The sequence below is a fragment of the Burkholderia sp. MSMB1826 genome, from assembly GCF_001526325.1.
In the GTDB taxonomy this organism is placed as follows: domain Bacteria; phylum Pseudomonadota; class Gammaproteobacteria; order Burkholderiales; family Burkholderiaceae; genus Burkholderia.
Genome location: NZ_LOYN01000010.1, coordinates 657,444 through 683,354, shown reverse-complemented (window position 1 = coordinate 683,354; position 25,911 = coordinate 657,444). Strand labels below are relative to the sequence as shown.

Below are 25,911 nucleotides of genomic sequence, written 5' to 3'. Positions count from 1 at the left end.
CGCATGACTTCGAGCCGTAACCCGTCGGTCCTGACGCTGCCCGAGCAGCGCGTGGTGGCCGTCGACGACCTGTCGGTCACGTTCCGCCGCGAAGGCGCGACGTTCGACGCGGTGCGCAACGTGTCGTTTCACGTCGATCGCGGCGAGACGCTCGCGATCGTCGGCGAATCGGGCTCGGGCAAGTCGGTCACGTCGCTCGCGCTGATGCGTCTCGTCGAGCACGGCGGCGGCGAAATCACGAGCGGCCGGATCGCGTTCCGGCGCCGCGGCGGCGCGCTGGTCGATCTCGCGCAGGCGCGTGCCGCGACGATGCGCGGCATCCGCGGCGCGGACATCGCGATGATCTTCCAGGAGCCGATGACGTCGCTGAATCCGGTATTTACGGTCGGCGACCAGATCAGCGAGGCGATCGCGCTGCACCAGTCGAAGGGCGCCGCCGAAGCACGCGCGGAAGCGCTGCGGCTGCTCGATCTGGTGCGCATCCCCGAAGCGCGCCGCGTGTTCGCACGTCATCCGCATCAGTTGTCCGGCGGGATGCGGCAGCGTGTGATGATCGCGATGGCGCTGTCGTGCCGGCCCGCGCTGCTGATCGCCGACGAGCCGACGACCGCGCTCGACGTGACGATCCAGGCGCAGATCCTGCAACTGATCCGCGGGCTGCAGGACGAAATGAACATGGGCGTGATCTTCATCACGCACGACATGGGGGTGGTGGCCGAAGTCGCCGACCGCGTGCTCGTGATGTATCGCGGCGAGAAGGTCGAGGAGGGCGAGTCCGAGCGGATATTCACGACGCCCGCGCATCGCTACACGCGGGCGCTGCTCGCGGCGGTGCCGCGGCTCGGCTCGATGCAGGGCACCGACGTCCCCGAGAAATTCCCGCTGCTCAAGGTGGACGGCGCGAGCGCGACGGCGCCGACCACGGCGTGCGCGGCGAACGACGCGCAGCCGCCCGTCGATCACGCCGCGCCGCCGATCCTGCGCGTGCGCGATCTCGTCACGCGCTTTCCGGTGAAGAGCGGCGTGTTCGGCCGCGTGTCGCAATACGTGCATGCGGTCGAGCGCGTGAGCTTCGAGCTGCGCGCGGGCGAGACGCTCGCGCTCGTCGGCGAATCGGGCTGCGGCAAGTCGACCACCGGCCGTTCGCTGTTGCGCCTCGTCGAATCGCAAAGCGGCTCGATCGAATTCGACGGCCGCGACATCAGCGCGCTGAAGGGCCCGGACCTGCAGGCGTTGCGCCGCAACATCCAGTTCATCTTCCAGGACCCGTTCGCGTCGCTGAACCCGCGTCTGACCGTCGGCTTCTCGATCATGGAGCCGTTGCTGGTGCACGGCGTCGCGAGCGGCGGCGAAGCGCAGGCGCGGGTCGACTGGTTGCTCGACAAGGTCGGCCTGCCGCCGGAGGCCGCGCGCCGCTATCCGCACGAATTCTCGGGCGGTCAGCGCCAGCGGATCGCGATTGCGCGTGCGCTCGCGCTGAACCCGAAGGTCGTGATCGCCGACGAGTCGGTGTCGGCGCTCGACGTGTCGGTGCAGGCGCAGATCGTCAACCTGATGCTCGACCTGCAGCGCGAGCTGGGCGTCGCGTACCTGTTCATCTCGCACGACATGGCGGTGGTCGAGCGCGTCAGCCATCGCGTCGCGGTGATGTATCTCGGCCAGATCGTCGAGATCGGCCCGCGCCGCGCGGTGTTCGAGGCGCCGCAGCATCCGTACACGAAGAAGCTGATGAGCGCGGTGCCGGTGGCCGACCCCGCGCGCCGGCATGCGCCGCGCCAGCTCGCGGCGGACGAGATTCCGAGCCCGATCCGCGCGGTCGGCGACGAGCCGCTCGTCGCGCCGCTCGTCGCGGTCGGCCCCGATCATTACGTCGCGACGCATCGTGTCGGCGGCGCGTATTGAGTGGGGGAGCGTGCGCGGCGACGACGGCGCACGCACCCGCAGGCAGTCGAAACCGAAACGCCCGTGAGGCGTCACCGATTCACCGATAGGAGCCCAGCAAAATGACCCAGCAGCATCCGTTTTCGATGTTCCGTCCGCGCGCATGCTTCGTCGCGCTTGCCGGCGCGTTTGCGCTGTCGGCCGCGCTGCCCGCGTACGCGCAGCAGACCGCGGTGATGGCGGTGGACTCGACCTTCACGACGATGGACCCGTACGACGCGAACGACACGGTGTCGCAGGCCGTCGTCAAGTCGTTCTACCAGGGCCTGTTCGGCTTCGACAAGGACATGAAGCTCGTCGACGTGCTCGCGACGGGCTATGAAGCCAGCCCCGATGCGAAGACGTACACGATCAAGCTGCGCTCGGGCGTGAAGTTCCACGACGGCACCGATTTCAACGCGGCCGCCGTGAAGGCGAACTTCGACCGCGTGACCGATCCCGCGAACCACCTGAAGCGCTACAACATGTTCCGCGTGATCGAGAAGACCGAGGTCGTCGATCCGACCACGGTGAAGGTCACGCTGCGCGAGCCGTTCTCGGCGTTCATCAACACGCTCGCGCACCCGTCGGCCGTGATGATCTCGCCGGCCGCGCTGAAGAAGTGGGGCCGCGACATCGCGCTGCATCCGGTCGGCACCGGGCCGTTCGAGTTCGTCGAGTGGAAACAGACCGACGACCTGAAGGTGAAGAAGTTCGCGGGCTACTGGAAGAAGGGCTATCCGAAGATCGACGCGATCGACTGGAAGCCGGTGGTCGACAACAACACGCGCGCGGCGCTGATGAAGACGGGCGAAGCCGATTTCGCGTTCCGCATTCCGTTCGAGCAGGCGACCGAGCTGAAAGGCAACCCGAAGGTCGACGTCGTCGAGCGGCCGTCGATCGTGCAGCGCTACGTGTCGCTGAACATGCTGCAGAAGCCGTTCGACAACCCGAAGGTGCGCCAGGCGCTGAACTACGCGGTGAACAAGGAAGCGCTCGCGAAGGTCGCGTTCTCCGGTTTCGCGACGCCGTCGACCGGCGTGGTGCCGCAGGGCGTCGATTACGCGACGAAGCTGGGCCCGTGGCCGTACGACCCGGCGAAGGCGCGTGCGCTGCTGAAGGAAGCCGGCTATCCGAACGGCTTCGAGACGACGCTGTGGTCCGCGTATAACAACTCGACGTCGCAGAAGGCGATCCAGTTCGTGCAGCAGCAGCTCGCGCAGGTCGGCGTGAAGGTGCAGGTGCAGGCGCTGGAAGCCGGCGAGCGCGTCGCGAAGGTCGAGAGCGCGCCGGATCCGGCGAAGGCGCCGGTGCGGATGTACTACATCGGCTGGTCGTCGTCGACGGGCGAAGCGAACTGGGCGATCACGCCGCTGCTGGCGGCCGCGTCCGCGCCGCCGAAGCTCGTCAATACCGCGTACTACAAGAACGACGCGGTCGACGGCGATCTGACGAAGGCGCTCGAGACGACCGATCGCGCGAAGAAGGCCGAGTTCTACGCCGATGCGCAGAAGCAGATCTGGGCCGATGCGCCGTGGATCTTCCTCGTGCAGGAGAAGATCGTGTATGCGCGCAGCAAGCGGCTGCAGGGCGCGTACGTGATGCCGGACGGCTCGTTCAACTTCGACGAGATCTCGCTGAAATGACGGCGGTTCGTCCGCCATGCCGTGCCGGCGGCGCGAGCCGCCGGTGCGCTGATTCGATCGGTGCCCCATGCTGAATTTCCTCGTCAAACGCCTGTTCGGCCTGCTGCCCACGCTCGCGATCGTCGCGGTGCTGGTGTTCCTGTTCGTGCACCTGCTGCCGGGCGATCCCGCGCGACTCGCGGCCGGCCCCGAAGCCGACGACGCGACGATCGCGCTCGTGCGCGCCGATCTCGGGCTCGACAAGCCGATGCCCACGCAGTTCGCGAACTTCTTCGTGAAGATCGCGCACGGCGATTTCGGCGTCTCGACGCGCAGCAAGCGGCCGGTCTCGACCGAGATCGGCGAACGCTTCATGCCGACGCTGATGCTGACGCTCGTCAGCATGGTGTGGTCGACGCTGTTCGGGATGGCGATCGGGATTGCGTCGGCGGTCTGGCGCAATCGCTGGCCCGACCGTCTCGGGATGACGCTCGCGGTGTCGGGCATCTCGTTTCCCGCGTTCGCGCTCGGCATGCTGCTGATGGAAGTCTTCTCGGTGAAGCTCGGCTGGCTGCCGGTCGTGCCGGACGGCTCGTGGAAGAGCTACGTGCTGCCGTCGCTGACGCTCGGCGCCGCGGTCGCGGCCGTGATGGCGCGTTTCACGCGCGCGTCGTTCGTCGAGGTGCTGAACGAGGACTTCGTGCGTACCGCGCGCGCGAAGGGCGTGCACGAGCCGATGGTCGTGCTCAAGCACTGCCTGCGCAACGCGATGATCCCGGTCGTCACGATGATGGGGCTGCAGTTCGGCTTCCTGCTCGGCGGCTCGATCGTCGTCGAGGTCGTGTTCAACTGGCCGGGGCTCGGGCGCCTGCTCGTCGACGCGGTGACGATGCGCGACTACCCGGTGATCCAGGCGATCGTGCTGCTGTTCTCGCTGGAATTCATCCTGATCAACCTGACCGTCGACGTGCTGTACGCGGTCATCAACCCGACCATCCGGTTCAAGTGAGGCGCGAATGAACGCGACTGCCCAGCCCGCGGCGCCGGCCGCACCGACCGCGATCCGCACGCCGTGGCGCGAATTCTGGCGCAAGTTCCGCAAGCAGACCGTCGCGCTCGTCGCCGGCGGCTTCGTGCTGGCGCTCGTGGTGCTCGCCTTCGTCGGCCCGCACGTCGTGCCGTTCGATCCGGAGAACTATTTCGACTACGACGCGCTGAACGCGGGGCCGTCGGCCGTGCACTGGTTCGGCGTCGATTCGCTCGGCCGCGACATCTTCAGCCGGATCGTCGCGGGCACGCGCATTTCGCTCGCAGCCGGCTTCTTCTCGGTTGCGCTCGGCGCGGCGATCGGCACGTTGTTCGGGTTGCTCGCCGGCTATTACGAAGGCTGGTGGGACCGCATCACGATGCGCATCGCCGACGTGCTGTTCGCGTTCCCGGGCATCCTGCTCGCGATCGGCGTGGTCGCGATCCTCGGCAACGGGATGGTCAACGTGATCTGCGCGGTCGCGATCTTCAGCATCCCGGCGTTCGCGCGGCTCGTGCGCGGCAACACGCTGATGCTCAAGCACATGACCTATGTCGAGGCCGCGCGCAGCATCGGCGCGTCCGACTGGACGATCATCATGCGGCACATCCTGCCGGGCACCGTGTCGTCCGTCGTCGTCTACTTCACGATGCGGATCGGCACGTCGATCATCACCGCCGCGAGCCTGTCGTTTCTCGGGCTCGGCGCGCAGCCGCCGACGCCGGAGTGGGGCGCGATGCTCAACGAGGCGCGCGCGGACATGGTGACGGCGCCGCACATCGCCGTGTTCCCGAGCCTCGCGATCTTCCTGACCGTGCTCGCGTTCAACCTGCTCGGCGACGGGCTGCGCGACGCGCTCGATCCGAAGCTGGAGCGCCGTTGATGCGCGCCGCACCGATGTGGGCGGCGACGCTGACGGCCGGGCCGCGCGGCACGATCGCCGACGTGCCGGGCGTGACGGTCGGCCATTGCACGCTCGATGCCGGCAACGTGCAGACGGGCGTGACCGTCGTGAAGCCGCATCCGGGCGACGTGTACCGCAGCAAGGTGCCGGCCGGCGCGGCCGTGATCAACGGTTTCGGCAAGAGCGTCGGGCTCGTGCAGGTCGACGAGCTCGGCACGCTCGATACGCCGATCGCGCTGACCAATACGTTCGGCGTCGGCGCGGTTGCCCACGCGCAGATCCGTGCGGCGATCGCGGCGAATCCGCAGGTCGGTCGCGACTGGCCGACCGTCAATCCGCTCGTGTTCGAGTGCAACGACGGTTACCTGAACGATATCCAGGCATGCGCGGTCACCGCCGCGCATTACGACGACGCATGCCGCGCGGCGTCTCGCGACGTCGCACGCGGCGCGGTGGGCGCCGGGCGCGGGATGTCGTGCTTCGACCTGAAAGGCGGGATCGGCTCCGCGTCGCGCGTGGCTATCGCGGCCGGCCGGCCCTATACGGTCGGCGCGCTCGTGCTCGCGAATTTCGGCCGGCTGCCGATGCTGACGCTCGGCGGCGTGCCGCTCGGGCGCATCGTCGCGCAACGGCGCGCGGCCGAAGCCGCCCACGCGGCGGCGCCCGAGCAGGGCTCGATCATCCTGTTGCTGGCCACCGATGCGCCGCTCGACGCGCGGCAGTTGTCGCGGCTCGCGCGCCGCGCGGCGGCGGGGCTGGCCCGCACGGGCTCCGTCTACGGACATGGCAGCGGCGATATCGCACTCGCCTTCTCGACCGCCTACACGATCGCGCACGACGCATCGACGATCGCGCTGCCGGCCCTCGTGGCCGATGCGGCGCTCGATCCGCTGTTCATGGCCGCGGCCGAAAGCGTCGAGCATGCGATCGCCGACGCGTTGCTGCAGGCAGTGACGGTCGCCGGGCGCGACGGCCACGTGCGGCCATCGCTGCGCGACGCGGTGCCCGATCTCGACCGGTTGTTCAACGAAGACGACGAAGGACGTTCGATCCTGTCATGAAGATCCTGATCTCGACCGACATCGAAGGTGTCGCCGGCGTATTCGCCACCGAGCAGACGCGCGCCGGCAATCCGGAATACGAGCGGGCGCGCCGCTGGATGACCGCCGAGGCGAACGCGGCGATCGAAGGCGCATTCGCCGGCGGTGCGCAGGCCGTCTGGGTCAACGATTCGCACGGCGGCTTTCGCAACCTGCTGCCCGACGGGCTCGATGCGCGGGCGCGCGTCGTGCTCGGCAAGCCGCGTACGCTCGGGATGATGGCGGGCCTCGAACAGCAGCCCGACCTCGTATTCATGATCGGCTATCACGCGAAATCGCAGACGCGCGGCGTGCTCGCGCACACGATCAACAGCTTCGCGTTCACGCAGGTGTGGCTGAACGGCGTCGAGCTCGGCGAAGCCGGGCTGTACGGCGCGCTGGCGCATGAATACGGCGCGCACGTCGCACTCGCGACGGGCGACGACGTATTCGCCGAGGAAACGCAGCCGCTGTTCCCGGATGCGCGTTTCGAGACGGTCAAGACGGCCGGCGGCGCATCGAGCGGCGAGACGCTCACGCCGTCCGCGTCGTGCGCGCGCATCGCGACCGCCGCACGGGAGACGGTCGCGCACGCGCTGTCGTCCGGCCGGCGCGCGGGCGCCCATCGGCCCGCGCCGGCCGCTTGCACGCTGCGCGTGCAGACGGCCGCGCAGGCCGACCTGTTCTGCGTGCTGCCGTCGCTCGAGCGTGTCGATGCGGTGACGCTGCGTTTCGACGGGCCGTCGGTCGAGCACGCGGTGCGCACGCTGAACAGCCTGTCGGCGATGTCGTTCATGTTGCGGTGACGTGTGCCGCGCGATGCCGCCGGCGCATGGCCGGCCGGCCGATCGCGGCGGGGCGGACCGCCTTCGATAGCGAGTCATTGATGATGGAATTCGGGCCGTGAGAAATACGCTGCTAGATCCCTACGAACACATTCCCCGGAGCGTGGTCGTGCTCGCCAACGAATTCGCGGCGGGTACGACGTTTCCGGATCATGCGCACGTGCGCGGGCAATTCGCATTCGCGTCGCGCGGCACGATCAGCGTGTCCACGCCGCACGGCCGCTGGCTGGTGCCGCCGCAGCGCGCGTGCTGGGTGCCGGCCGGCGTGCGGCACGAATTGACGATGACGGGGCCGGTCACGATGCTCACCGCGTTCGTGTCCGCCGACGCCGCGCAGGCGGCCGGGCTGCCCACCCAGTGCGGCGTGTATGGCGTGTCGCCGCTGCTGCGGCAACTGATCGACGATGCGATCGACTTGCCGGCCATGTACGACGTCGACGGCCGCGCGGGCAAGCTGATGGATCTGCTGATCGCCGAAATCGCGACGATGCCGCGTCTGTCGCTGCATGCGCCGTTACCGGCCGATGCACGACTGGCGAAAGTCTGCCGGCATCTGTTCGCGGCGCCGTCGATCGCGGCCGATCTCGACCGGGTCGCGGCCGACGCGGGCGTGAGCCGGCGTACCTTCACGCGGCAGTTCCGTGCGCAGACGGGCGTGAGTTTCGCCGCCTGGCGCCAGCAGGTATGCATGCTCGCGGCGATTGCGCGCCTGACCGACGGGCAGCCGGTGACGCGCGTCGCGCTCGATCTTGGCTACGCGAGTGCGAGCGCATTCACGTCGGCGTTTCGCCGCATTCTGGGCGACACGCCGAGCCGGTATCTGGAGATTCGTCGCTAGGCGCAGGGACGCCGCGCGGGTCACGCCGGTGCGCGGGCCGCGACGCCAAAAAAATACGCGTCCGCCAACTTCGACCGGACGCGTTCAAAGGCACTCTGTCTGACAAATGCGCGGACCGCTTGTCCGGCAGCGTCGCACGTGACGCCTGTCATTGTTGCTTCACAAGATTCAATTCTGCCGACTCGTTGCGGATAACGAAGAATACGCCGCATAACGCGCAAACGATATCGGGTCGACCCGACGATTGATGTGCTGTCGCAGCATGCGCTTCAATGGCGCGTTCGATATCGGAGCGGGAAGCCGATGACGGCAGGATCCGCAGCCGTCACCGGGTACGACGCGGCGCACCATCGAATGACGACGACGCGTGCCCCAAAACGCCGTGTGGCGCGATGCCTGCCGGTATCGCGCCACACGGTGGTACGGTTGCACACGAAGCCGGCGAGCGCCGGCGCATGCGTCAAACGTCGAAGAACACGGTTTCTTCCGGTCCCTGCATGCGGATGTCGAAGCGGTAGACGACCGGGCGGCCCGGCTGCGCGTCGCGTTTCGCGACGAGCGTCGCACGTCGCTCGGCCGGCACCGCGTTCAGCACGGGGTCGACCGCGTTCGCGGCGGCTTCGTCGTCGAAGTACACGCGCGTGAACGCGTGGGTGAGGATGCCGCGCATCATCACGGTCACGTTGATGTGCGGCGCCTCGTCGGCGGCGATGCGGCCCGGCTTCACCGTCTCGACGACGAAGCGCTGCTGCGGATCGGTGCCCGTGCCGACCCGCGCGAAGCCCGTGAAGCCGGATTTCGCGATGTCGTCGCGCGACGCGGGATAGCGGCCCGCGGCGTCCACTTGCGTGAATTCGAGCACCGCGTCGCCCACGACGTTGCCGTCGCCGTCGAACACCTGCCCGACCAGCAGCACATGCTCGCCTTCGGCGTGCGCGGCGGCGATCGTCGGCGTGAACAGGCTTTTCAGGTCGTAGTCGTATTGCTGCGGGCACAGGCCGTACGCGAAGTACGGGCCGACCGTTTGCGAAGGGGTTTGCTTCAGCGTCGTCATGGTTCAGCGCTCCATCGGGGTCGCGTCGCGGCCGCGCAGCACGATGTCGAATTCGTAGCCGAGCGCATAGCCTTCTTCGGTGATGTCCATCGAGAAGCGCGAGATCAGGCGATCGCGCGCGGCTTCGGGCGTGCCCTGGAAGATCGGGTCGTACGCGAGCAGCGGATCGCCGGGGAAGTACATCTGCGTGACCAGACGCGAGCCGAAGTAATCGCCGAACAGCGAGAAGTGGATGTGATTCGGGCGCCACGCGTTCGGGTGGTTGCCCCACGGATACGCGCCGGGCTTGATCGTCAGGAAGCGGTAGCGGCCTTCGTCGTCGGTCAGGCAGCGGCCCGCGCCGAGGAAGTTCGGATCGAGCGGTGCGTCGTGCTGGTCGACCTTGTGCACGTAGCGGCCGGCCGCGTTGGCCTGCCACACTTCGACGAGCGTGTTGCGCACGGGCTTGCCGCCTTCGTCGAGCACGCGGCCGGTGACGACGATCCGCTCGCCGAGCGGCTCGCCGTTCTTCACGGCGTTCTTCGTCAGGTCGTGGTCGAGCGCGCCGAGATCTTCCGCGCCGTAGACGGGCGCGTACTGGTCGCGCAGTTTCTCCTTCAGCGGGATCAGCGGGCGGGTCGGGCCGCGCTTCACGGACGAACGGTACTCGGGGTGAACATAGGCCGGATGCGACGGCCAGTCGCGCGGCGTGAGGATCGTGGGGGAATCCATCGGGGCGTCTCCTGATAGGTATTTCGCGAAGTGGACGACACGACTTTAGCCAATCCGGAAAGTTATGAAAAATGACCTTTTTTCGCGAATTGCATAACCGTTCGTTATGTTCGTCCCGCCCATGAAAATTCCGCCGGACAGGAACCCTGTCCGGCGGAAAAAGCGATCGGGCTTCGCGTCGTCGGCGACGACCCCGTGCACGGCCCTCCAGCCAGCCCGTCGCTGTTTTTTGTCTTTCGTTCTCGTTGTTATTCGGCCTCCCCGAGCGTGCCCGTCGTCACGGATGGCGTGGATCGAACACGATTCCGTCGAATTCGAGCGCCAGCGTGCCGCTGCGCAGCAGGGCCGACGGTGTCGACGCGTGGCCGGCGCCGAGCACGTCGTTCACGTACTGCGCGCAGAAGCCGCGCCGCGCGCGCAGGTTGAAGCGACTGCCGAGCAGCGCATCGATTCGCCGTTCGGCCAGCGCATGGACGTGGCGCTGCGCGTCGACCGATGCTGCCGCGACGCGGCGCGCCAGCGCGATGCGTCCGCCGTCGGCACGGGCGACGAAGCGCGACAGCGGCGTGAGCTTCGTCCACGCGAACGCCGCGGCCTCGGCGAGCATCGGTTCGTCGCCCGACGTATCGACGACGATGCCGAAGCGATTGGCCCAGACGCCCGCCGAGCCGGTCGCGGCATCCGGCACACCGGCCGGCTCGCGGATGAACACGAGATCGCCGACGTGCGCGCCGGCGGCCAGCGTGCGCACGGTGGCGAGCGGCATCGTGCGATCGGTGTCGCGTGCATCGCGCGGGGCGGCGTGGCGCGGTTCGCTGGCGGCTGTGTCGATTCGGGCGGTCATTTCGGCTCCGTCGTTGTGTGACAGGACGGAGCGGATTATGCAGACAAGTAACCTGAATTGCTGATGTGGATGCGCGAGTAGCCTAATATCCGACCACGAGCATCATTTTTCGATACCGACATGACCGAGATCGCCCAACTCATCGAAACGCTGAAGCGCCAGCTGAAGGCGCAGGGAATGACTTACCGGGACGTCGCGCGTGCGCTCGACGTCTCCGAGACGAGCGTGAAGCGGTTGTTCGCGAGCGGCCGCTTCACGCTGGAGCGCGTCGCGGAGATCGCGCAACTGCTCGGCTATACGCTTGCCGAGCTCGTGCAGGAAGCGTCCGCGTCCGCGCCGCGCTTGCGCGTGCTGACCGAGCAGCAGGAGGCGCTGCTCGTGTCGGACGAGAAGCTGCTGCTGGTCGCCGTGTGCGCGATCAATTACTGGACCGTGCAGGACATCGTGTCGGCCTATCGCGTCACGCAGGCCGAGTGCGTGAAGTATCTCCTGATGCTCGACCGGATGAACGTGATCGCGCTGCTGCCCGGCGACCGGATTCGCGTACGCGTCGCGCGCGATTTCGACTGGCTGCCGGGCGGCCCGATCCGCCGCTATTTCCATGCGCACGTGCTCGACGACTTTCTCGGCAGCCGCTTCGACGGCCCGGGCGAGACGATGACGTTCCTGCAAGGGATGCTGACGGACGCGGCCGCCGCGGAGCTCGAACAAGAGCTGCGGCGGCTGAGCAGCAAGGCGGCGGCGCTGCATGCGGAGTCGTCGTCCGCGCCGCTCGGGCAGAAGCACGGCACGGCCTTGCTGATCGCGAAACGGATCTGGGAGCCGACGGGATTCCACGCGCTGCGGCGCCATGCATGACGTCGCGTCGAACGCTTGGGCCTTTCCGGAAAGTTATGCAAAATGGCGATTCATCGTCATTCGCATAACCGCCCGTTATGAATAACCGTATCGCTGACGGTCGCGTCAAATTCCGGCACCTGCAGTGTTTCCTCGCGGTCGCCCAACTGGGCGGCGTGCAGAAGGCGGCCGAAAGCCTGTCGATCACGCAGCCGGCCGTGTCGAAGACGATCGCCGAGCTGGAGGCGATCCTCGGCGTGAAGCTGTTCGAGCGCGGCCGGCACGGCGCACAGCCCACCCGCGAAGCGCAACTGTTCATGCCGCACGCGAATGCGTGCGTGCTGGCGCTGCGGCAGGGCGTCGGGCTGCTGGCGCGCGAGGGCGGGGCCGCTGCCGCGACGCTGGAAATGGGCATGCTGCCGACCGTCGCGGCTTCGCTCGCACCGGCGTTGATGAAGGCGTTGACCGCACGCTGGCCGCGCATCGTCGTGCGGATCGCGACGGCCGCGAACGCCGAGTTGCTCGAGCGTCTGAAATCCGGGGCGATCGAATGCGCGATCGGCCGGCTGTCGGAGCCGGAGCGGATGATCGGGCTCGCGTTCGAACAGCTGTACAACGAGCCGCTCGTCGCGGTCGTGCGCGCCGGGCATCCGCTGCTCGCGAGCGCGGCGCCGGCCGCCGAGCTGGCGCGCTACCCGGTCGTGCTGCCGCCGTTCGGCACGTTGATCCGCCAGTCCGCCGAGCAACTCCTCGGCGCATGCGGCGCGCCGCCGCTGGATTCGTTCATCGAGGTGCTGTCGATATCGGTCGCGCGCGCACTGGCGCTCGAGAACGACGCGGTCTGGTTCGTGCCGCTCTATGCAGCCGAATACGATCTGTCGGCCGGCGCGCTGGCGCGCCTGCCGCTGCCGTCGGCGGGCACCGACGAGCCGGTCGGGCTCGTGCTGCGTACCGATGCGCAGCCGTCGCCGGTCGCGCGGACGCTGATCGATGCGGTGCGCGACATCGCGCGATCGCGGTTCGGTGCGGCGCGCCCGCACCAGGCGCCGCGCGCGTCGCGCAAGCCCACTCGCGGCAAGCGGTGATCCACCGGGCCTGGCGGATGCGCCGGGTCCGATCTGCGTCTTGCCGAAGCATTGGCCATCCGGTCAGTAGCCGCCATCGGGGTGCTTGGCATATCGTACCGTTTTTGATACGATGGACGACAAGACGATGGCGAGACAGCAGATTCAGGTCACGCTCGGCGTGCGATTCTTCCGGACGGCCCGCGGCCACGAGCCGGTGCGCGAATGGCTCAATGCGCTCGGGCAAGCAGAGCGAAGGGCGATCGGCGAAGAGATCAAGACCGTTCAACTCGGCTGGCCGCTCGGCATGCCGCTGGTCCGGAAGATGGCGAAGGATCTGTGGGAGATTCGCGTGACGGTGCCGGGGCGAAGCGCGCGCGTGCTGTTCACGGTCGTCGGCGACACGATGGTGCTGCTGCACGGCTTCTTCAAGCAGTCGCGGGCCACGCCGTCGGACGATCTCGACGTCACCGTCGCGCGCCTGAAAGCGCTGACGCACGCCATTTGAATTCCCCGGTTGCGCCGGAACGCACCGTCTCCGACGGTCGGGCAGCCGGCAACGCCATGCACCTGGAGTACGACATGACGACCACGAACAATCCGCATATCGGCAGCGATTTCGACGCCTTCCTCGAAGCGGACGGCAATCTCGAAGCGGCCACCGCCACCGCGATCAAGCGCGTGATCGCGTGGCAGATCGGGCAGGAAATGAAGGCGCAGCACATCACGAAAACCGCGATGGCCGCGCGGATGAAGACGAGCCGCGCCGCACTCAACCGTCTGCTCGACGAAACCGACACGAGCCTCACGCTGGCGACGCTCGCGAGCGCGGCCGCCGCGCTCGGCAAACGGCTCAGCTTCGAGCTGGTGCCGGCCTGACGGGCGCGAACCCACGGCGCACGGCCGGATCGACGCGATCGTTCGCGCGATCGGTGCGGCGAGTCGGCGGGCGTCGGCCCGCGGGCGCCTGCCGCGTCATTGGCGCGGGCCGGTGAGCTGCAGATAAAGCAGTGCGCCGCCCGCGAGCAGCAGCGGGCACAGGAAATACCATCCGGTCGTCACGAACAGCCCGGCGACTGCAATCAGCGAAATCCACGCGCAACGGTATGCGATGCCGCCACGCGGCAGCAGCTTCAGCGCAGCCGCCGCGCCGAGCCCGTACACCATCACGAAACATCCGGACGTCACGAGCACGAGCGGCTTCGGCCCGACGTCCGACAGCGCCGTGGCGGCCAGCGCGATGGCCGCGAGCACCGCGATCACGCCGAGGCTGCGGCGCGGCACGCCGCCGACCTGGCTGCCTTGCGCGAGCCATGCTGGCAGTGCGCCGTCGCGCCCGAGCGCCGCGCCGAGCTTGGCCGCGCCGGCGAAATACGCGTTCATCGTGCCGAGCGTGAGCAGCAGCGCGGCGGCCGCCGCCAGCACCTGCGCATGGCCGCCGATGCCACCCGCGATCAGTTCGGCGAGCGGCGCGCCCGATGCGCCCGCGGAAGGCCCGAGCACCGTCACGCTCGCGGCGGCCACCGACAGATACAGGAACCCGACGACCACGACCGCGATGCCGGCCGAGCGCGGCATGTCGTGCGCGGGCCGGCGGAACTCGGCCGCGAGATGCGTGATCGCTTCCCAGCCGGCGAAGCTCCACACGAGCAACGCGGCGGCCTGGCCGACCGCGAGCCAGCCGTGCGGGGCGAACGGATGGAGGTTCGCGGCGCGGGCATGCGGCGCGGACGCAAGCACCGCGGCAAGCAGCAGCGCGACGAGCAGCGCCGACAACACCAGTTGCATGCGGCCCGACACGGTGACGCCGAACGCGTTCGCGGCCGACACGGTCGCGATCAGCGCGGCGGCCGTGACGACGACCGTCGTGTGTCCGCCGCCCGTGACGGCCGCGACGTATGCGCCGCCGAACATCGCGGCGGCCGGCGCGCCGGCCGGCACCGCGAAGTAGAAGCACCAGCCGACGATCGCCGCAGCCTTCGGGCCGAATGCGCGCCGCGCGTAGGTCGACACGCCGCCCGCATCGGGATAGCGGGCGCCGAGTGCGGCGAAGGTGGCCGCGAGCGGCCCGGACAGTACGACGAGCGCGGCCCATGCGAGTAGCGAGGCCGGCCCGGCGACTTCGGCGGCGAGCGCGGGCAGCGCGATCACGCCGGTGCCGAGCACCGCGCCGATATAGAGCGCGGCGCCCTGGAAAATGGTCAGCGAACCCGCGTGATGGGCAACGGGCGAATCGGCATGCGAAGGCATGAGCGGCAGTCTCCGGAAGTCTTGTCTTGTGTAGGCGACGCGCGCAAGCTCGCGCGGTCGATCGTCCGATGCTACCCGAACGATGGCGACCGCGCGGCCCGGCGATCAGTAGTCGTGTGCCGCGTGCGTGTCAGCCGATGTCAGCAGGAACGCGCGAGCCGCAGGCGCGCGTCCTCGCGCGCGGCGGCCGACAGCTCGGGCGCGTAATGGAACGTACCCGATACCAGCGATGCGACGGGCACGCCGTCGCGGAACAGCACGCGGTTGCCGGCCAGCGCCGGCACCTTGTCGCCGGGCAGCAGCGTGCCGGCGAGATTCAGCGGGTCGACGCCCGTCACGCATACATACTGCCCATCGCCCGGTTGCCGGCGCAGTTCGCGCAGGATCGGGATGGCCTCGGGCAGCGCGAACTGCTCGCCCGCGAGCCCGGCGACGAAGCGACCGCCGCGAATCTCGCCGCGTGCTTCGAGGCGCTGCAGCACGCGCACGAGTTCGCGCCAGCTCGGCAGCCAGTCGGCTTCGCGTTCGAGCAACCGCCAGAACACGACGCCGTAGCGGCGCAGCAGCGTCCACACGATGTGTTCGAGTGCGTCGGGATCGGTCGTGACGGGGCCGCGTTTCGGTGCGGGCGCGTCGTCGTCCGGCGGTGCCCGACGCTGCACGAGCGCCCAGCGGCCGGCGTCGTCCATTCCGCCGATCAGCGCGCCGCCGCGTCGTGTACGCGGTGCATAGGTCGCGCTGCGCTTGACGGCCGGCTTCAGCAGCGCGCGCAGGCCCGCGTAACTGTCCGCGTTCACGAGGCCGGCCGACACGAGTTCGCCGAGCGCCTGTTCGAGTTCGACGGGCAGCATGTGCAGGTCGTCGAGCAATGCGTCGAAGAACATCGCGCCGTGCGCGGCGAGCGCGTCGCGCACCTGTGTGGCGCGTGCGGACAGCGCCGGCTGCGCATCGGGATCGCGCAGCGCCTGCCACGCGGAAAGATGGCGGCGCGGCAGCAGCACGATCGGCGTCGTCTTCACGGGCGTGCCGGCTGCGCGCGCCGGCGCGCCGATGCGGGTCCACACCAGCTTGCCCGAGCGGCACAGCTCGTCGAGTCCGCCCGCGGTGTAGTCGGTGAGCCGCGCGGGCAGCAGCGCGTCTTCCCAGGCGCTCGCCGCGGCCTCGTAGCCTTCGAGCTGTTCGACCACGGCTGCCAGCGCGTCGCGACCGGTGCCGCGCGTGTCGGGCGTCAGGTGCTGCCAGTGGAACAGGAAGCGCATGAAGTCGGCGCGTTCGACCGGCTCGATCTCGCGGCGCAGCCGCTTCACCGTATAGCGATGAATGCGCGCGAGCAGGTGACGTTCGCACCATTCGTCGGTCGTCGCGCCCGGCGTGAAGCGGCCGCGCATCACGTAGCCTTCGCGCTCCAGCGCCGCGAGCGCCGTCGCGATCGACGCGGGCGGCAGGCCGAGCGGCGCGGCGATCGCATCGACCGTGAGCGGCCCGAAGCCGGTGAGTCGCGCGCGGATCACGTCGACGAGCGCCGCATCGGCTTCCCACGGCTGCGCGCACGCGGCCGGCACCTTGAGCGCCGGTGTCGTGCGGGCGTCGGGATGCAGCGCGCGCACGCACACGAGCCGCTCGACCGGCACCCACAGCACGGCGCCGCCCGGTGTCGCGAGTCGCGTCGCGCGGCGGCGTTCCGCGAGTTCCGCGAGTCGCTCCGGCCAGCCTGCGTGCGCGTGCGCCTCGCTGTCGGCGACGCAGGCGAGCGTGAGCAGCGCATCGTGCATCTCGTCGGCGTCGCGCGCGAGCGGCCACGCTTCGTCGCGCACGGCGGCGATCGCGTCGGCGTCGAGCGCGCCGAGATCGTCGGCCGATTCGGGATCGCTCCAGCGGCGCGACTGCACGGCCTGCGTGCGGCGCTCCTCCAGCGGCGCATCGTCGAGGAACGCGTAGGGCTTCGCGTTCAGGATCTCGGCGGCGAGCGGCGACGGCGCGGGCAAGTCGCGCGCGACGAGTTCGATCGCGCCGCTCTCGATCCGGCGCAGCAGCGCAAGCCAGCCGTCGGTGTCCATCGCGTCGTGCAGGCAATCGTCGAGCGTCTGGTCGACGAGCGGATGATGCGGAATCTCGCGTTCGCCGACGACGTTCTCGAGGCACGCGACCTGATCGGGGAACACCGTCGCGAGCAGATCGTCGCTCTTCATCCGCTGCAGTTGCGGCGCGGTGCGCCGGCCGCCGGTGAAACGCGGCAGCGCGAGCGCGGTGGTCGCGTTCCAGCGCCAGCGCACGCCGAACATCGGCGCGTCGAGCAGCGCCTGGATCAGCACGTGCTCGGCGCTGGCCGAACGCAGGTAGCGCCACACTTCGTCGAGTGCGAAGCTGTGCGCGAGCGACAGCGACAGGATGATCGCGTCGTCGGTCGCGGCGGCCTGCAGCTCGAAGTTGAAGGTGCGACAGAAGCGCTTGCGCAGCGCGAGCCCCCATGCACGGTTGATCCGGCTGCCGAACGGCGAATGGATCACGAGCTGCGTGCCGCCCGATTCGTCGAAGAAACGCTCCATCACGAGCGTGTCCTGCGTCGGCAATGCGCCGAGCGCCGCGCGAGTGCGCGCGAGGTAGTCGGCGATCTGGCGCGCGGCGTCGGGCGACAGGCGCAGATCGTCGACGAGCCAGCGCAACGCGGGCGCGAGCGCGGTGGCGGCGGCATCGGTTCGCGAGTCGGCGACGACGCCGGCCCGGGCTGCCGGTTGGGCGTAGCCGTGCGTCTCGGTCTTGCCGGCCGCGTTGCCGGCCGCGCGCTTGCGTCCGCCGGCGTTCGCCTGCCGGTCGCCTTCCGCGAGCAGGCCGTCGATCCGTGCGCGCAGCCGCCCGACCGCCGCCGACAGCTCGTCGCTGCGTCCGAGCCCCTCGCCGAGCCAGAACGGAATGCTCGGCGATTGACCTTGCGCATCCTCGACGCGCACGCGGCCCGTTTCCACGCGAATGATCCGGTACGACTGGTTGCCGAGCTGGAACACGTCGCCGGCGAGGCTCTCGATCGCGAAATCCTCGTTGACGGTGCCGACCTGGATGCCCTGCGGTTCGAGCAGCACCGCGTAGTCGGCCATGTCGGGGATCGTGCCGCCGGAGGTGGTCGCGGTCATCATCGCGTTGCGGCGGCCGCGCACGGTGCCGCCGACCACGTCGCGGTGCAGGTACGCGCCGCGCACGCCGCGGCGGCTCGTGAATCCCTCGGCGAGCATCTTCATCACTTCGTCGAAGCGTTCGCGCGTCAGCCGCGCGTACGGCGCGGCGCGCGTGAAGCTCGCATACAGCGCGTCTTCGTGCCATTCCGTGCACGCGACTTCGGCGACGATCTGCTGGGCGAGCACGTCGAGCGGCGCTTCGGGAATCCGCAGCGCATCGAGTTCGCCGCGTTGCACGCAGTCGAGCAGCGCCGCGCATTCGACCAGCTCGTCGCGCGACAGCGGAAACAGCCGCCCCTTCGGCACGCCGCCGACATGGTGCCCCGAGCGGCCGACGCGCTGCAGGAACGGTGCGATGCCGCGCGGCGAGCCGACCTGGCAGACGAGATCGACGTCGCCGATGTCGATGCCGAGTTCGAGCGACGCGGTCGCGACGAGCAGCTTCAATTCGCCGCGTTTCAGGCGCTGCTCGGCGTCGAAGCGGTGTTCCTTCGCAAGACTGCCGTGATGCGCGGCGATCGCGTCCTTGCCGAGCCGGTCGGCGAGATGGCGCGCCATGCGCTCGGCGGTGCGCCGCGTGTTGACGAATACCAGCGTCGTGCGATGCGCGGCCGCGAGCCCGGCGATGCGGTCGTACACCTGTTCCCACACGTCGGTCGCCATCACCGGTTCGAGCGGCACGTTCGGCAGTTCGAGCGCGAGATCGCGCTCGCGGGTGTGGCCGGTGTCGACGATCGCGCAGTCGCGCGGTGCGTCGGCCGGCCCGCCGACGAGGAAGCGCGCGACCGCGTCGATCGGCTTTTGCGTGGCCGACAGCCCGATGCGCGGCAGCGCGTGCCCGGCCAGCGCGTCGAGGCGTTCGAGCGACAGCGCGAGATGGCTGCCGCGCTTGGACGACGCCAGCGCATGGATTTCGTCGACGATGACCGAGCGCACGGTCGACAGCATCTGCCGTCCCGACGTGGACGACAGCAGCACGTACAGCGATTCGGGCGTCGTGACGAGGATGTGCGGCGCGCGCTTGCGCAGCGCCGCGCGCTCGGCCTGCGTCGTGTCGCCGGTGCGCACCGCGGTGCGAATCGCCGGCACCGGCAGGCCGAGTTGCGCGAGCGATTCGGCGATGCCGGCGAGCGGCGCGTCGAGGTTCACGTGGATGTCGTTCGACAGCGCCTTCAGCGGCGATACGTAGACGACCAGCGTCGCATCGGGCAGCGTGCCGTCGTGCGCGAGCGCATCGCGCACCAGCTCGTCGAGCGCGCACAGGAAGGCGGTGAGCGTCTTGCCGGAACCGGTCGGCGCGGCGACGAGCGTCGAGCGGCCGGCCTTGATGTGCGGCCACGCGAGCGCCTGCGCGCCGGTCGGCGCGGCGAACGTGCGCCGGAACCACGCGGCGACGGCCGGGTGGAACACGTCGAGCGCGCGGGCGGCAGGGCGGGTAGCTGTGACGTCCATCGGAGCGTTGAAATGGGGTGCGAGCGTGCGGATTGATCGCACGCGAATCGAATCGTCAGTGTGCCAGACGTCACCGGTGCGTGCCGGCCATGCATGTCGACGATTCCCCCTCAGATGGGGGCCTGCCGTGCGCTTTCAATGGACGGAAAGTTGCGTGCACGTCGGCATGCAGACCGCGTGCCGATTTGTGTCGAATTGCAACTAGACGCGATGCAGCCAGCCGAGCCAGTGTTCGATCAGCGGCGCACGCGACCACAGCGATTGCGCGAGCCACAGCGTGCCGGCCCAGGCGGCGGCCACGACGATCAGGTCGCAATGCCCACTGTTCCACAGGTTGAGCGAGTGGCGCCGCCAGATCCACGGTACGCCGAGCGGGTTGGGCCAGTCGGCGAGCAGATGCATCACGCCGCCGCACGCGAAGCCGAACAGCGGCGCGGCCCACGGCGGATGCGGATGATGGATGAGCCCGTGCCATCCGAGCGCGAGCAGCGCGACCCAGCCGATGCCCCAGTGCGTGATGGTGCGATGCGTGATCCACAGGCGGCGCTTGCGGCTCCACCATGCGACTTCGAGCCAGTCGGGCGCGGTGCCGCCCGCGACGCCCGCCGCGAACGCGGCGAGCATGCCCGAGTGCCACGGGCCGGTTGCGCCGGTTTGCGCGACGAGGACGGCGGCGGCGACGCCGGCCGCGACGCCGGATGCATGATGCGCATTGTGTGATGCCATAGGGAGCGAGACGAGAAAACGTGAAGCGGCGCGTGCACGAAACGATGATGCGGCGCGCAAGCGGGGCGCTATCTTCGCAGATCGGCCTGGGTCGCGGGCAGGTCGTTCGCCGATTTTTTTGTGCCGGCGACGACGGCTGCCGCGCGGTTCGCAACTTTCGGTTTTGTGCATTGCGCGATGGCGCGCACCGTAGGGGAGGTCGACCGATCCCCGTGTGCGTCGCGGCGCAGCAACGTGAGCGCGCGTACACAACCGGCACGCTTTCGCCGCCGCCGTGTGTTCGACCCTTTTTGTCCCCCTATACTACGAAGCCGGCATATGGCCGTCGGCGCGCCAGCGGCCATCCACGGATCAGGTGCTCGTCGCGCCTGAAGGAGATCCACATGGGGGACATGCAATGACTACGCTGAATCGCTTCAAATCATCCGCCGCCGTGCTGGCGACGGTCACCGGCATCGGTTTCCTGCCGAATGCGCCCGCCTATGCGAAAGGGCCGCAGCCCGCGGTCCTGACGAGCTCCGCGGTGGCGGTGGCCGACAAGTACAGCGCGGATGCGGCGGAGCGGATCTTCAAGGAAGGCGGCAACGCGATCGACGCGGCCGTCGCGATCGCGTTCACGCTCGCCGTCACGTACCCGGAGGCCGGCAACATCGGCGGCGGCGGCTTCATGACGATCTACAAGGACGGCAAGCCGTACTTCATCGACTACCGCGAGCGTGCGCCGCTCGCCGCGACGAAGGACATGTACCTCGACAAGGACGGCAACGTCGTCAAGGGCATGAGCCTGTACGGCCCGCGCGCGGTCGGCGTGCCGGGCACGGTGGCCGGCATGTGGGAAGCGCAGAAGCGTTTCGGCAAGCTGAAGTGGAAGCAGGTGCTCGCGCCGGCGATCCACTATGCGCGCGACGGCTTCGTCGTCGACGAACAGCTCGCGCAGCGCGGCGTCGACGCCTCGAAGGAGTTCGGCGGCAAGACCAACTTCGACAAGTACTTCTCCGGGCTGAAGGCCGGCGCGAACTTCAAGCAGCCCGATCTCGCCGACGTGCTCACGCGCATCGCGGACGGCGGCGCGGAAGGTTTCTACAAGGGCAAGACGGCCGAGCTGATCGCCGCGTCGATGAAGACCGGCGACGGCAACGGGCTGATCACGACCGAGGATCTCGCGCAGTACCGCGCGGTGTGGCGCCAGCCGGTGCAGGCGAAGTGGAACGGCTATGACGTGATCACCGCGCCGCCGCCGAGCTCCGGCGGCATCGGCCTCGTGCAGTTGCTGAAGATGAAGGCCGACCTGAAGCAGGACTTCGAGGGCGTGAAGCTCAATTCGCCGCAGTACATCCACCTCGTCGCCGAAATCGAGAAACGCGTGTTCGCCGATCGGGCGCAGTATCTCGGCGATCCCGACTTCTACAAGGTGCCGATCGCGCAGCTGACCGACGATGCGTACATCGCGAAGCGCGCGGCCGAGGTCAACCCGAAGGAGCCGTCGGACACGAAGAGCGTGCAGCCGGGCCTCGGCACGACGATGCCGGAGAAGGCCGAAACGACGCACTTCTCGGTGGTCGACAAGTGGGGCAACGCGGTGTCGAACACGTACACGATCAACGGCTACTTCGGCTCGGGCGTGATCGCCGACGGCACCGGGATCGTGCTGAACGACGAGATGGACGACTTCTCCGCGAAGCCGGGCGTCGCGAACATGTTCGGCGTGGTCGGCAGCGACGCGAATGCGATCGAACCGAAGAAGCGCCCGCTGTCGTCGATGTCGCCGACGATCATGACGAAGGACGGCAAGGTGTCGCTCGTGATCGGCACGCCGGGCGGCTCGCGCATCTTCACGTCGATCTTCCAGGTGATCAACAACATCTACGACTTCAAGATGCCGTTGAAGGAAGCAGTCGGTGCGATGCGTTTCCATCACCAGCTGCTGCCGCCGAACACGATCTTCTGGGAACCGTACCACCCGATCGAAGGCGAACTCGCGAAGCAGATCGAGGCGCGCGGCTATACGCTGAAGGGGCAGGATTTCAGCGGCGACATCCAGGTCATCAAGATCGACGGCAAGACGCCGGAGGCGATGGCCGATCCGCGCGGGCGCGGCGTGACGCGGATCATTCGTTGACGTCGACATGAAGCGATGCGTGCGCGTCGCCGACGGCGGTCGCGCGCGCCGTTCGGCAGCCGGTGTTTCGATCCGGCTGCCGAATTTTTTCAGCCGGTCGTGCGGATGAAGCCCGCGATCCGCGCGGCGATGGCATCGGGCGCATCCTCGAAGCAGTAGTGCCCGACACCCGCCAGCCGCTCGATCGGCGCGGATGGAAACAGGGCGGTAAAGAGCGGCAGGAAATGTTCGGCGCCGAGCGTTCGGTCGGCGTCTCCCCAGATCGCGAGCGCGGGTTTGCCGCGTATCGCGCGCAGCGCCGCCGCGTCGGGTTCCTCGAACCGGTGCATGCCGGCCGCGAACCCCCGAGCCCATCCGATTGCGCCGAGACAGTCGGCCGGCTGCGCGAACGGCGCGCCGTATGCGGCGATCCACGTATCGGTGATGATCGCGTGGTTCTCGAAGCCGTTCAGTTTCAGCGTGCTCAGGATATTGAAACCGAGCTGCCCGAGCACCGTTTCGAGCGTGTCGTCGGCCGCCGCGTGCATGATCCATTGGAACCACGGCGCATCGCGGCCATTCGCCGTCAGACGCTCGACGAGATCGGATTGCCCGAACGGCGTCGGTCCGTTGGCCGAGACGATGCGCCGAATTCGGTCCGGATGCCGCGCGGCGAGCCCCATGCCGACCGGGCCGCCGAAGTCGTGCATCACCAGCGTGATGCGATCGAGGTCGAGCGCGAGCACGAAACGCTCGAGATTGTCGATGTGATCCTGCAGCCAGTAGCTGCGGCCCCGCGGCGTCGCGCTTTTGCCGAAGCCCATGTGATCGGGCACGACGACGCGGCATGTCGGGCTCAGCGCCGTCACGAGGTGGCGGAACAGATATCCCCATGTGGGTTCGCCATGCAGGCACAGGACGATTTCACCGTCGCGCGGACCTTCGTCCACGTAGTGCATCCGGAAGCCGGATGCGTCGTCGAAATGCGGGGCGAACGGAAAGGTGCCGTCGAACGTGGCATCGGACCGGATCATCGAATGCTCCTTCGGTAGTCGAGCAGAGTGGTTTCAAATTGAAACCTGATGGAAGCGTAGATCACGCGGTTTCAAGTTGCAACCGGGTAAATCGCGGAAGCGGTTGCCGGATGCGGGACGATGACGCGGGACGATGCGATAAAGCACAGAAATGTACGGTTTATAGGCTAAAAATGATGAAACCGAGTACCAATCTGGAATGGCGAGAGCGTTTCGTTCGCCTATCCCGAACAGTCGGTTCCTCGGCATTGATATTTTTTTGACAAGGTTTTATATTGCAACTATTCATTTCAACGAGAACGACCGCCGTTCAGCCCGTATCCCGGGCACGGCATCGCCGTACGCACCGATGAACAGACGCACCACGCACGAAGATTCCCTTTGCGGTGTCGCCCGCCCGCTGGACGCGATCGGCGACTGGTGGTCGCTGCTGATCGTCCGCGACGCGTTCGACGGGCTGCGCCGCTTCGGCGAATTCCAGAAGAATCTCGGCCTCGCGAAGAACATCCTGGCTGCCCGCCTGCGCAACCTGGTCGCGCACGGGATCATGGACGTCGTGCCGGCCGCCGACGGCGGCGCGCATCACGAATACGTGCTGACCGAAAAAGGACGCGGGCTGTTTCCGCTGCTGGTCGCGCTGCGGCAGTGGGGCGAGGATTTCTTCTTCGAACCGGACGAGGCGCACGTGCTGTTGGTCGACCGGAAGACCGGGCTGCCGGTCAGGAAGCTGGAGTTGCGTTCTCAGGACGGCCGCGTGCTCGGCCCGGAGGACACGGTCGTGCTGCCGCCGCCCGACTGATGCATCTCGAATCGGCAGGTATCGCCGCTTCAGCCACGCATGCGGCTGCGCGCGGCTGAGGTAAGCGACGAGAGGGAGTCGCGATGTGCCGTCGTTGAACATCCGACCGGCCGGCACATCGACATCGTCCTTGAAGGTTGTGCACGCAACGTTGCCCGGGATGCCGGTATGGATGAAATCGCGTTCAACTTCGATCGCTCGCCGCGTTGCTTTCGAGGAAACTATCCACCGCGATCAGCGACTGTTCGTCGAGCGTGCCGAGCACGCTTTTCAGCTTCAACTGCAACTTCAGCGCATCGAGATAGCTGTCGAACAGCTTCTGGCGGATGCCCGAGATGTCACGCCGCAGGTTCAGCGTTTCGTACGTCGTGCTGTAGCCGACCTGATGCGCCTTCATCGACGACTCGTACGCGAGCCGCGCGGCCTGCAGCGACTGCTGCAGCGCGCGAATGCGCTTGCCGGCCGACTCGAGCGCGGCCAACGCCTCGCGACGATCGGTGCCCAGTTGCTCCTCGACCTCGCGCAGCCGGTTGCGGTACTGCTCGGTCACGTGCTCGGCCTCGACCTGCCGGTAGTACACGCTGCCGCCGGAGAAGATCGGAATCGTCACCTGTACGCCGACCGCGCTTTGATGGAAGTCCGAGCGATCGGTGAGCCCGCGCAGGTTCGGATTGAGTCCGCGCGAATACGACGCGAAAAGGTCGACGGTCGGCAAGTGTTCGGCACCGACACGCTTCGCGGCGAGCCGCGCGACCTGGACGTCGCGATAGGCCTGCCGGTACGCGGGGTTGTCCTGCGGCGCATAGTCGCCCGACGGAATGCGCGGGGACGACCCGCGCATCGCGAGCCGCGGCCAGCGAGAGAAGTCGATCGTCGAACCGAGCAACGTCTCGTAGCGGGCGCGCCGCGCGTCCACGTCGCTCTGCGCGAGCGCTTCGTCGGATTGCGCGAGGCTGCGACGCGCCTCGATCTCGGCGGTATCGCCGATCGTCTTCATCCCGAGTTGTGCCATGCGCCGCGTATCGCTCTCGAGTCGCGTGAGTGCGCTGACTTCGTCGTCGGCCGATTGCAGTTTCTCGCGCGCGCTCAGCAGATCGAAGCACGCATTCGCGACCCGCAGGATCAGGTCCTGCTTCGCGACCTCGAGCTTCTGTTTCGCCGCTTCCTCGTACTCGGTCGCGCGCCGCATGTCGTACAGGTAGGGCACGTTGAACAGCGCCTGCGTGACCTGCGCGGAACCATATGCCGCGTTGCTCGAGCCGCTGACGTCGATGCCGAACAGGTTCGCGTGCGTGCCGTAGCGCCCCCACTCGAGCTGCGCGGCAGCCTGCGGCAGCATCTGCGCACGAGCCTCGGGAAATTTCTGGCGGGCCGCATCGTATTCGCTGCGGGCCTGCAGGTAGCGCGGATCGTGCACGGACGCGTACTGGTAGGCGGTATCGAGGCAGAACGCACGGGCGTGTGCCGGCAGGCCGACTATCGTTACAGCGAACAATGTCATGGTTGCAAGCCGGGGATTCCACCTAGTCGAAAATCTTGATAGGGAAATACCCGCATCCGGTGTCGCCGACCCGCGATTCGTGCGCATCGTTTCAAACATGGCCGTCTCCGTCTCCTGTCCGTGCCGCAATGCA

21 protein-coding genes are annotated in these 25,911 nt (G+C 68.3%); 13 read left to right on the top strand and 8 right to left on the bottom strand.

Annotated elements, in window-relative coordinates; all coding sequences use genetic code 11:
• Positions 1–3 precede the first annotated feature (3 nt).
• The 7 genes from WS95_RS05035 (at position 4) to WS95_RS05005 (ending at position 8,238) form a co-directional block, all read left to right on the top strand.
• On the top strand, positions 4–1,902 hold the full coding sequence (locus tag WS95_RS05035; protein ID WP_034205013.1) for a dipeptide ABC transporter ATP-binding protein: 1,899 nt from the start codon (positions 4–6) through the stop codon (positions 1,900–1,902).
• Between the two features lie 101 nt (positions 1,903–2,003).
• On the top strand, positions 2,004–3,566 hold the full coding sequence (gene gsiB / locus WS95_RS05030; protein ID WP_059783769.1) for a glutathione ABC transporter substrate-binding protein GsiB: 1,563 nt from the start codon (positions 2,004–2,006) through the stop codon (positions 3,564–3,566).
• A 67-nt stretch (positions 3,567–3,633) separates the two neighbouring features.
• Entirely contained in the window at positions 3,634–4,554 is a 921-nt protein-coding gene (gene gsiC / locus WS95_RS05025) for a glutathione ABC transporter permease GsiC (protein ID WP_034205011.1), read from the top strand.
• Positions 4,555–4,561: 7 nt separating this feature from the next.
• Complete coding sequence (gene gsiD / locus WS95_RS05020; RefSeq protein ID WP_034205010.1) at positions 4,562–5,455, top strand: glutathione ABC transporter permease GsiD; 894 nt, start codon at positions 4,562–4,564, stop codon at positions 5,453–5,455.
• Positions 5,455–6,537, top strand: coding sequence for a DmpA family aminopeptidase (locus tag WS95_RS05015; RefSeq protein WP_059822597.1), 1,083 nt, complete (start codon positions 5,455–5,457; stop codon positions 6,535–6,537). The genes gsiD and WS95_RS05015 overlap by 1 nt, the downstream gene beginning before the upstream one ends.
• Entirely contained in the window at positions 6,534–7,361 is an 828-nt protein-coding gene (locus WS95_RS05010) for a M55 family metallopeptidase (RefSeq protein ID WP_059783761.1), read from the top strand. Before WS95_RS05015 ends, WS95_RS05010 begins: the two co-directional genes overlap by 4 nt.
• A gap of 97 nt (positions 7,362–7,458) precedes the next feature.
• Entirely contained in the window at positions 7,459–8,238 is a 780-nt protein-coding gene (locus WS95_RS05005; protein ID WP_059822595.1) for an AraC family transcriptional regulator, read from the top strand.
• Between the two features lie 460 nt (positions 8,239–8,698).
• On the opposite strand, the gene pcaG is transcribed toward WS95_RS05005, so the two are convergent.
• The 3 genes from pcaG to WS95_RS04985 form a co-directional block, all read right to left on the bottom strand.
• Positions 8,699–9,292, bottom strand: a complete 594-nt coding sequence (pcaG, locus tag WS95_RS04995; RefSeq protein ID WP_034205006.1) for a protocatechuate 3,4-dioxygenase subunit alpha — start codon at positions 9,290–9,292, stop codon at positions 8,699–8,701.
• A 3-nt stretch (positions 9,293–9,295) separates the two neighbouring features.
• Complete coding sequence (pcaH, locus tag WS95_RS04990; RefSeq protein WP_059783752.1) at positions 9,296–10,003, bottom strand: protocatechuate 3,4-dioxygenase subunit beta; 708 nt, start codon at positions 10,001–10,003, stop codon at positions 9,296–9,298.
• A gap of 277 nt (positions 10,004–10,280) precedes the next feature.
• Positions 10,281–10,847: a YiiX/YebB-like N1pC/P60 family cysteine hydrolase gene (locus WS95_RS04985; RefSeq protein WP_059822591.1), complete on the bottom strand. Its 567-nt coding sequence runs from the start codon at positions 10,845–10,847 to the stop codon at positions 10,281–10,283.
• A 120-nt stretch (positions 10,848–10,967) separates the two neighbouring features.
• Between WS95_RS04985 and WS95_RS04980 the strand changes: the two genes are divergently transcribed.
• The 4 genes from WS95_RS04980 (at position 10,968) to WS95_RS04965 (ending at position 13,627) form a co-directional block, all read left to right on the top strand.
• Positions 10,968–11,705, top strand: a complete 738-nt coding sequence (locus WS95_RS04980; protein WP_034205003.1) for a helix-turn-helix domain-containing protein — start codon at positions 10,968–10,970, stop codon at positions 11,703–11,705.
• A gap of 77 nt (positions 11,706–11,782) precedes the next feature.
• On the top strand, positions 11,783–12,769 hold the full coding sequence (pcaQ, locus tag WS95_RS04975; protein ID WP_059822589.1) for a pca operon transcription factor PcaQ: 987 nt from the start codon (positions 11,783–11,785) through the stop codon (positions 12,767–12,769).
• 127 nt (positions 12,770–12,896) lie between these two features.
• Entirely contained in the window at positions 12,897–13,256 is a 360-nt protein-coding gene (locus WS95_RS04970; protein WP_034206211.1) for a type II toxin-antitoxin system RelE/ParE family toxin, read from the top strand.
• A 74-nt stretch (positions 13,257–13,330) separates the two neighbouring features.
• On the top strand, positions 13,331–13,627 hold the full coding sequence (locus WS95_RS04965) for an XRE family transcriptional regulator (protein ID WP_012338300.1): 297 nt from the start codon (positions 13,331–13,333) through the stop codon (positions 13,625–13,627).
• Positions 13,628–13,723: 96 nt separating this feature from the next.
• Here WS95_RS04965 and WS95_RS04960 read toward each other — a convergent pair whose 3' ends face one another.
• The 3 genes from WS95_RS04960 to WS95_RS04950 form a co-directional block, all read right to left on the bottom strand.
• Positions 13,724–14,998, bottom strand: a complete 1,275-nt coding sequence (locus tag WS95_RS04960; protein WP_059822587.1) for an APC family permease — start codon at positions 14,996–14,998, stop codon at positions 13,724–13,726.
• 140 nt (positions 14,999–15,138) lie between these two features.
• A complete protein-coding gene (locus tag WS95_RS04955; protein ID WP_059822586.1) occupies positions 15,139–19,620 on the bottom strand; it encodes an Lhr family helicase in 4,482 nt (1,493 codons plus the stop codon).
• A gap of 201 nt (positions 19,621–19,821) precedes the next feature.
• Positions 19,822–20,346, bottom strand: coding sequence for a metal-dependent hydrolase (locus WS95_RS04950; protein WP_059822584.1), 525 nt, complete (start codon positions 20,344–20,346; stop codon positions 19,822–19,824).
• A 397-nt stretch (positions 20,347–20,743) separates the two neighbouring features.
• Here WS95_RS04950 and ggt point away from each other — a divergent pair, with 397 nt between their 5' ends.
• Positions 20,744–22,465, top strand: a complete 1,722-nt coding sequence (gene ggt / locus WS95_RS04945; protein ID WP_059822582.1) for a gamma-glutamyltransferase — start codon at positions 20,744–20,746, stop codon at positions 22,463–22,465.
• A gap of 89 nt (positions 22,466–22,554) precedes the next feature.
• On the opposite strand, the gene WS95_RS04940 is transcribed toward ggt, so the two are convergent.
• Positions 22,555–23,478 (bottom strand): alpha/beta fold hydrolase, encoded by a 924-nt coding sequence (locus WS95_RS04940; protein ID WP_059822580.1) that lies wholly within the window; start codon positions 23,476–23,478, stop codon positions 22,555–22,557.
• Between the two features lie 349 nt (positions 23,479–23,827).
• Between WS95_RS04940 and WS95_RS04935 the strand changes: the two genes are divergently transcribed.
• Positions 23,828–24,277: a winged helix-turn-helix transcriptional regulator gene (locus WS95_RS04935; RefSeq protein ID WP_006479218.1), complete on the top strand. Its 450-nt coding sequence runs from the start codon at positions 23,828–23,830 to the stop codon at positions 24,275–24,277.
• A 184-nt stretch (positions 24,278–24,461) separates the two neighbouring features.
• Here WS95_RS04935 and WS95_RS04930 read toward each other — a convergent pair whose 3' ends face one another.
• The gene (locus tag WS95_RS04930; RefSeq protein ID WP_059822578.1) at positions 24,462–25,877 is read right to left on the bottom strand and encodes a TolC family protein; all 1,416 of its coding nucleotides are present in this window, start codon (positions 25,875–25,877) and stop codon (positions 24,462–24,464) included.
• Between the last annotated feature and the right edge of the window lie 34 nt (positions 25,878–25,911).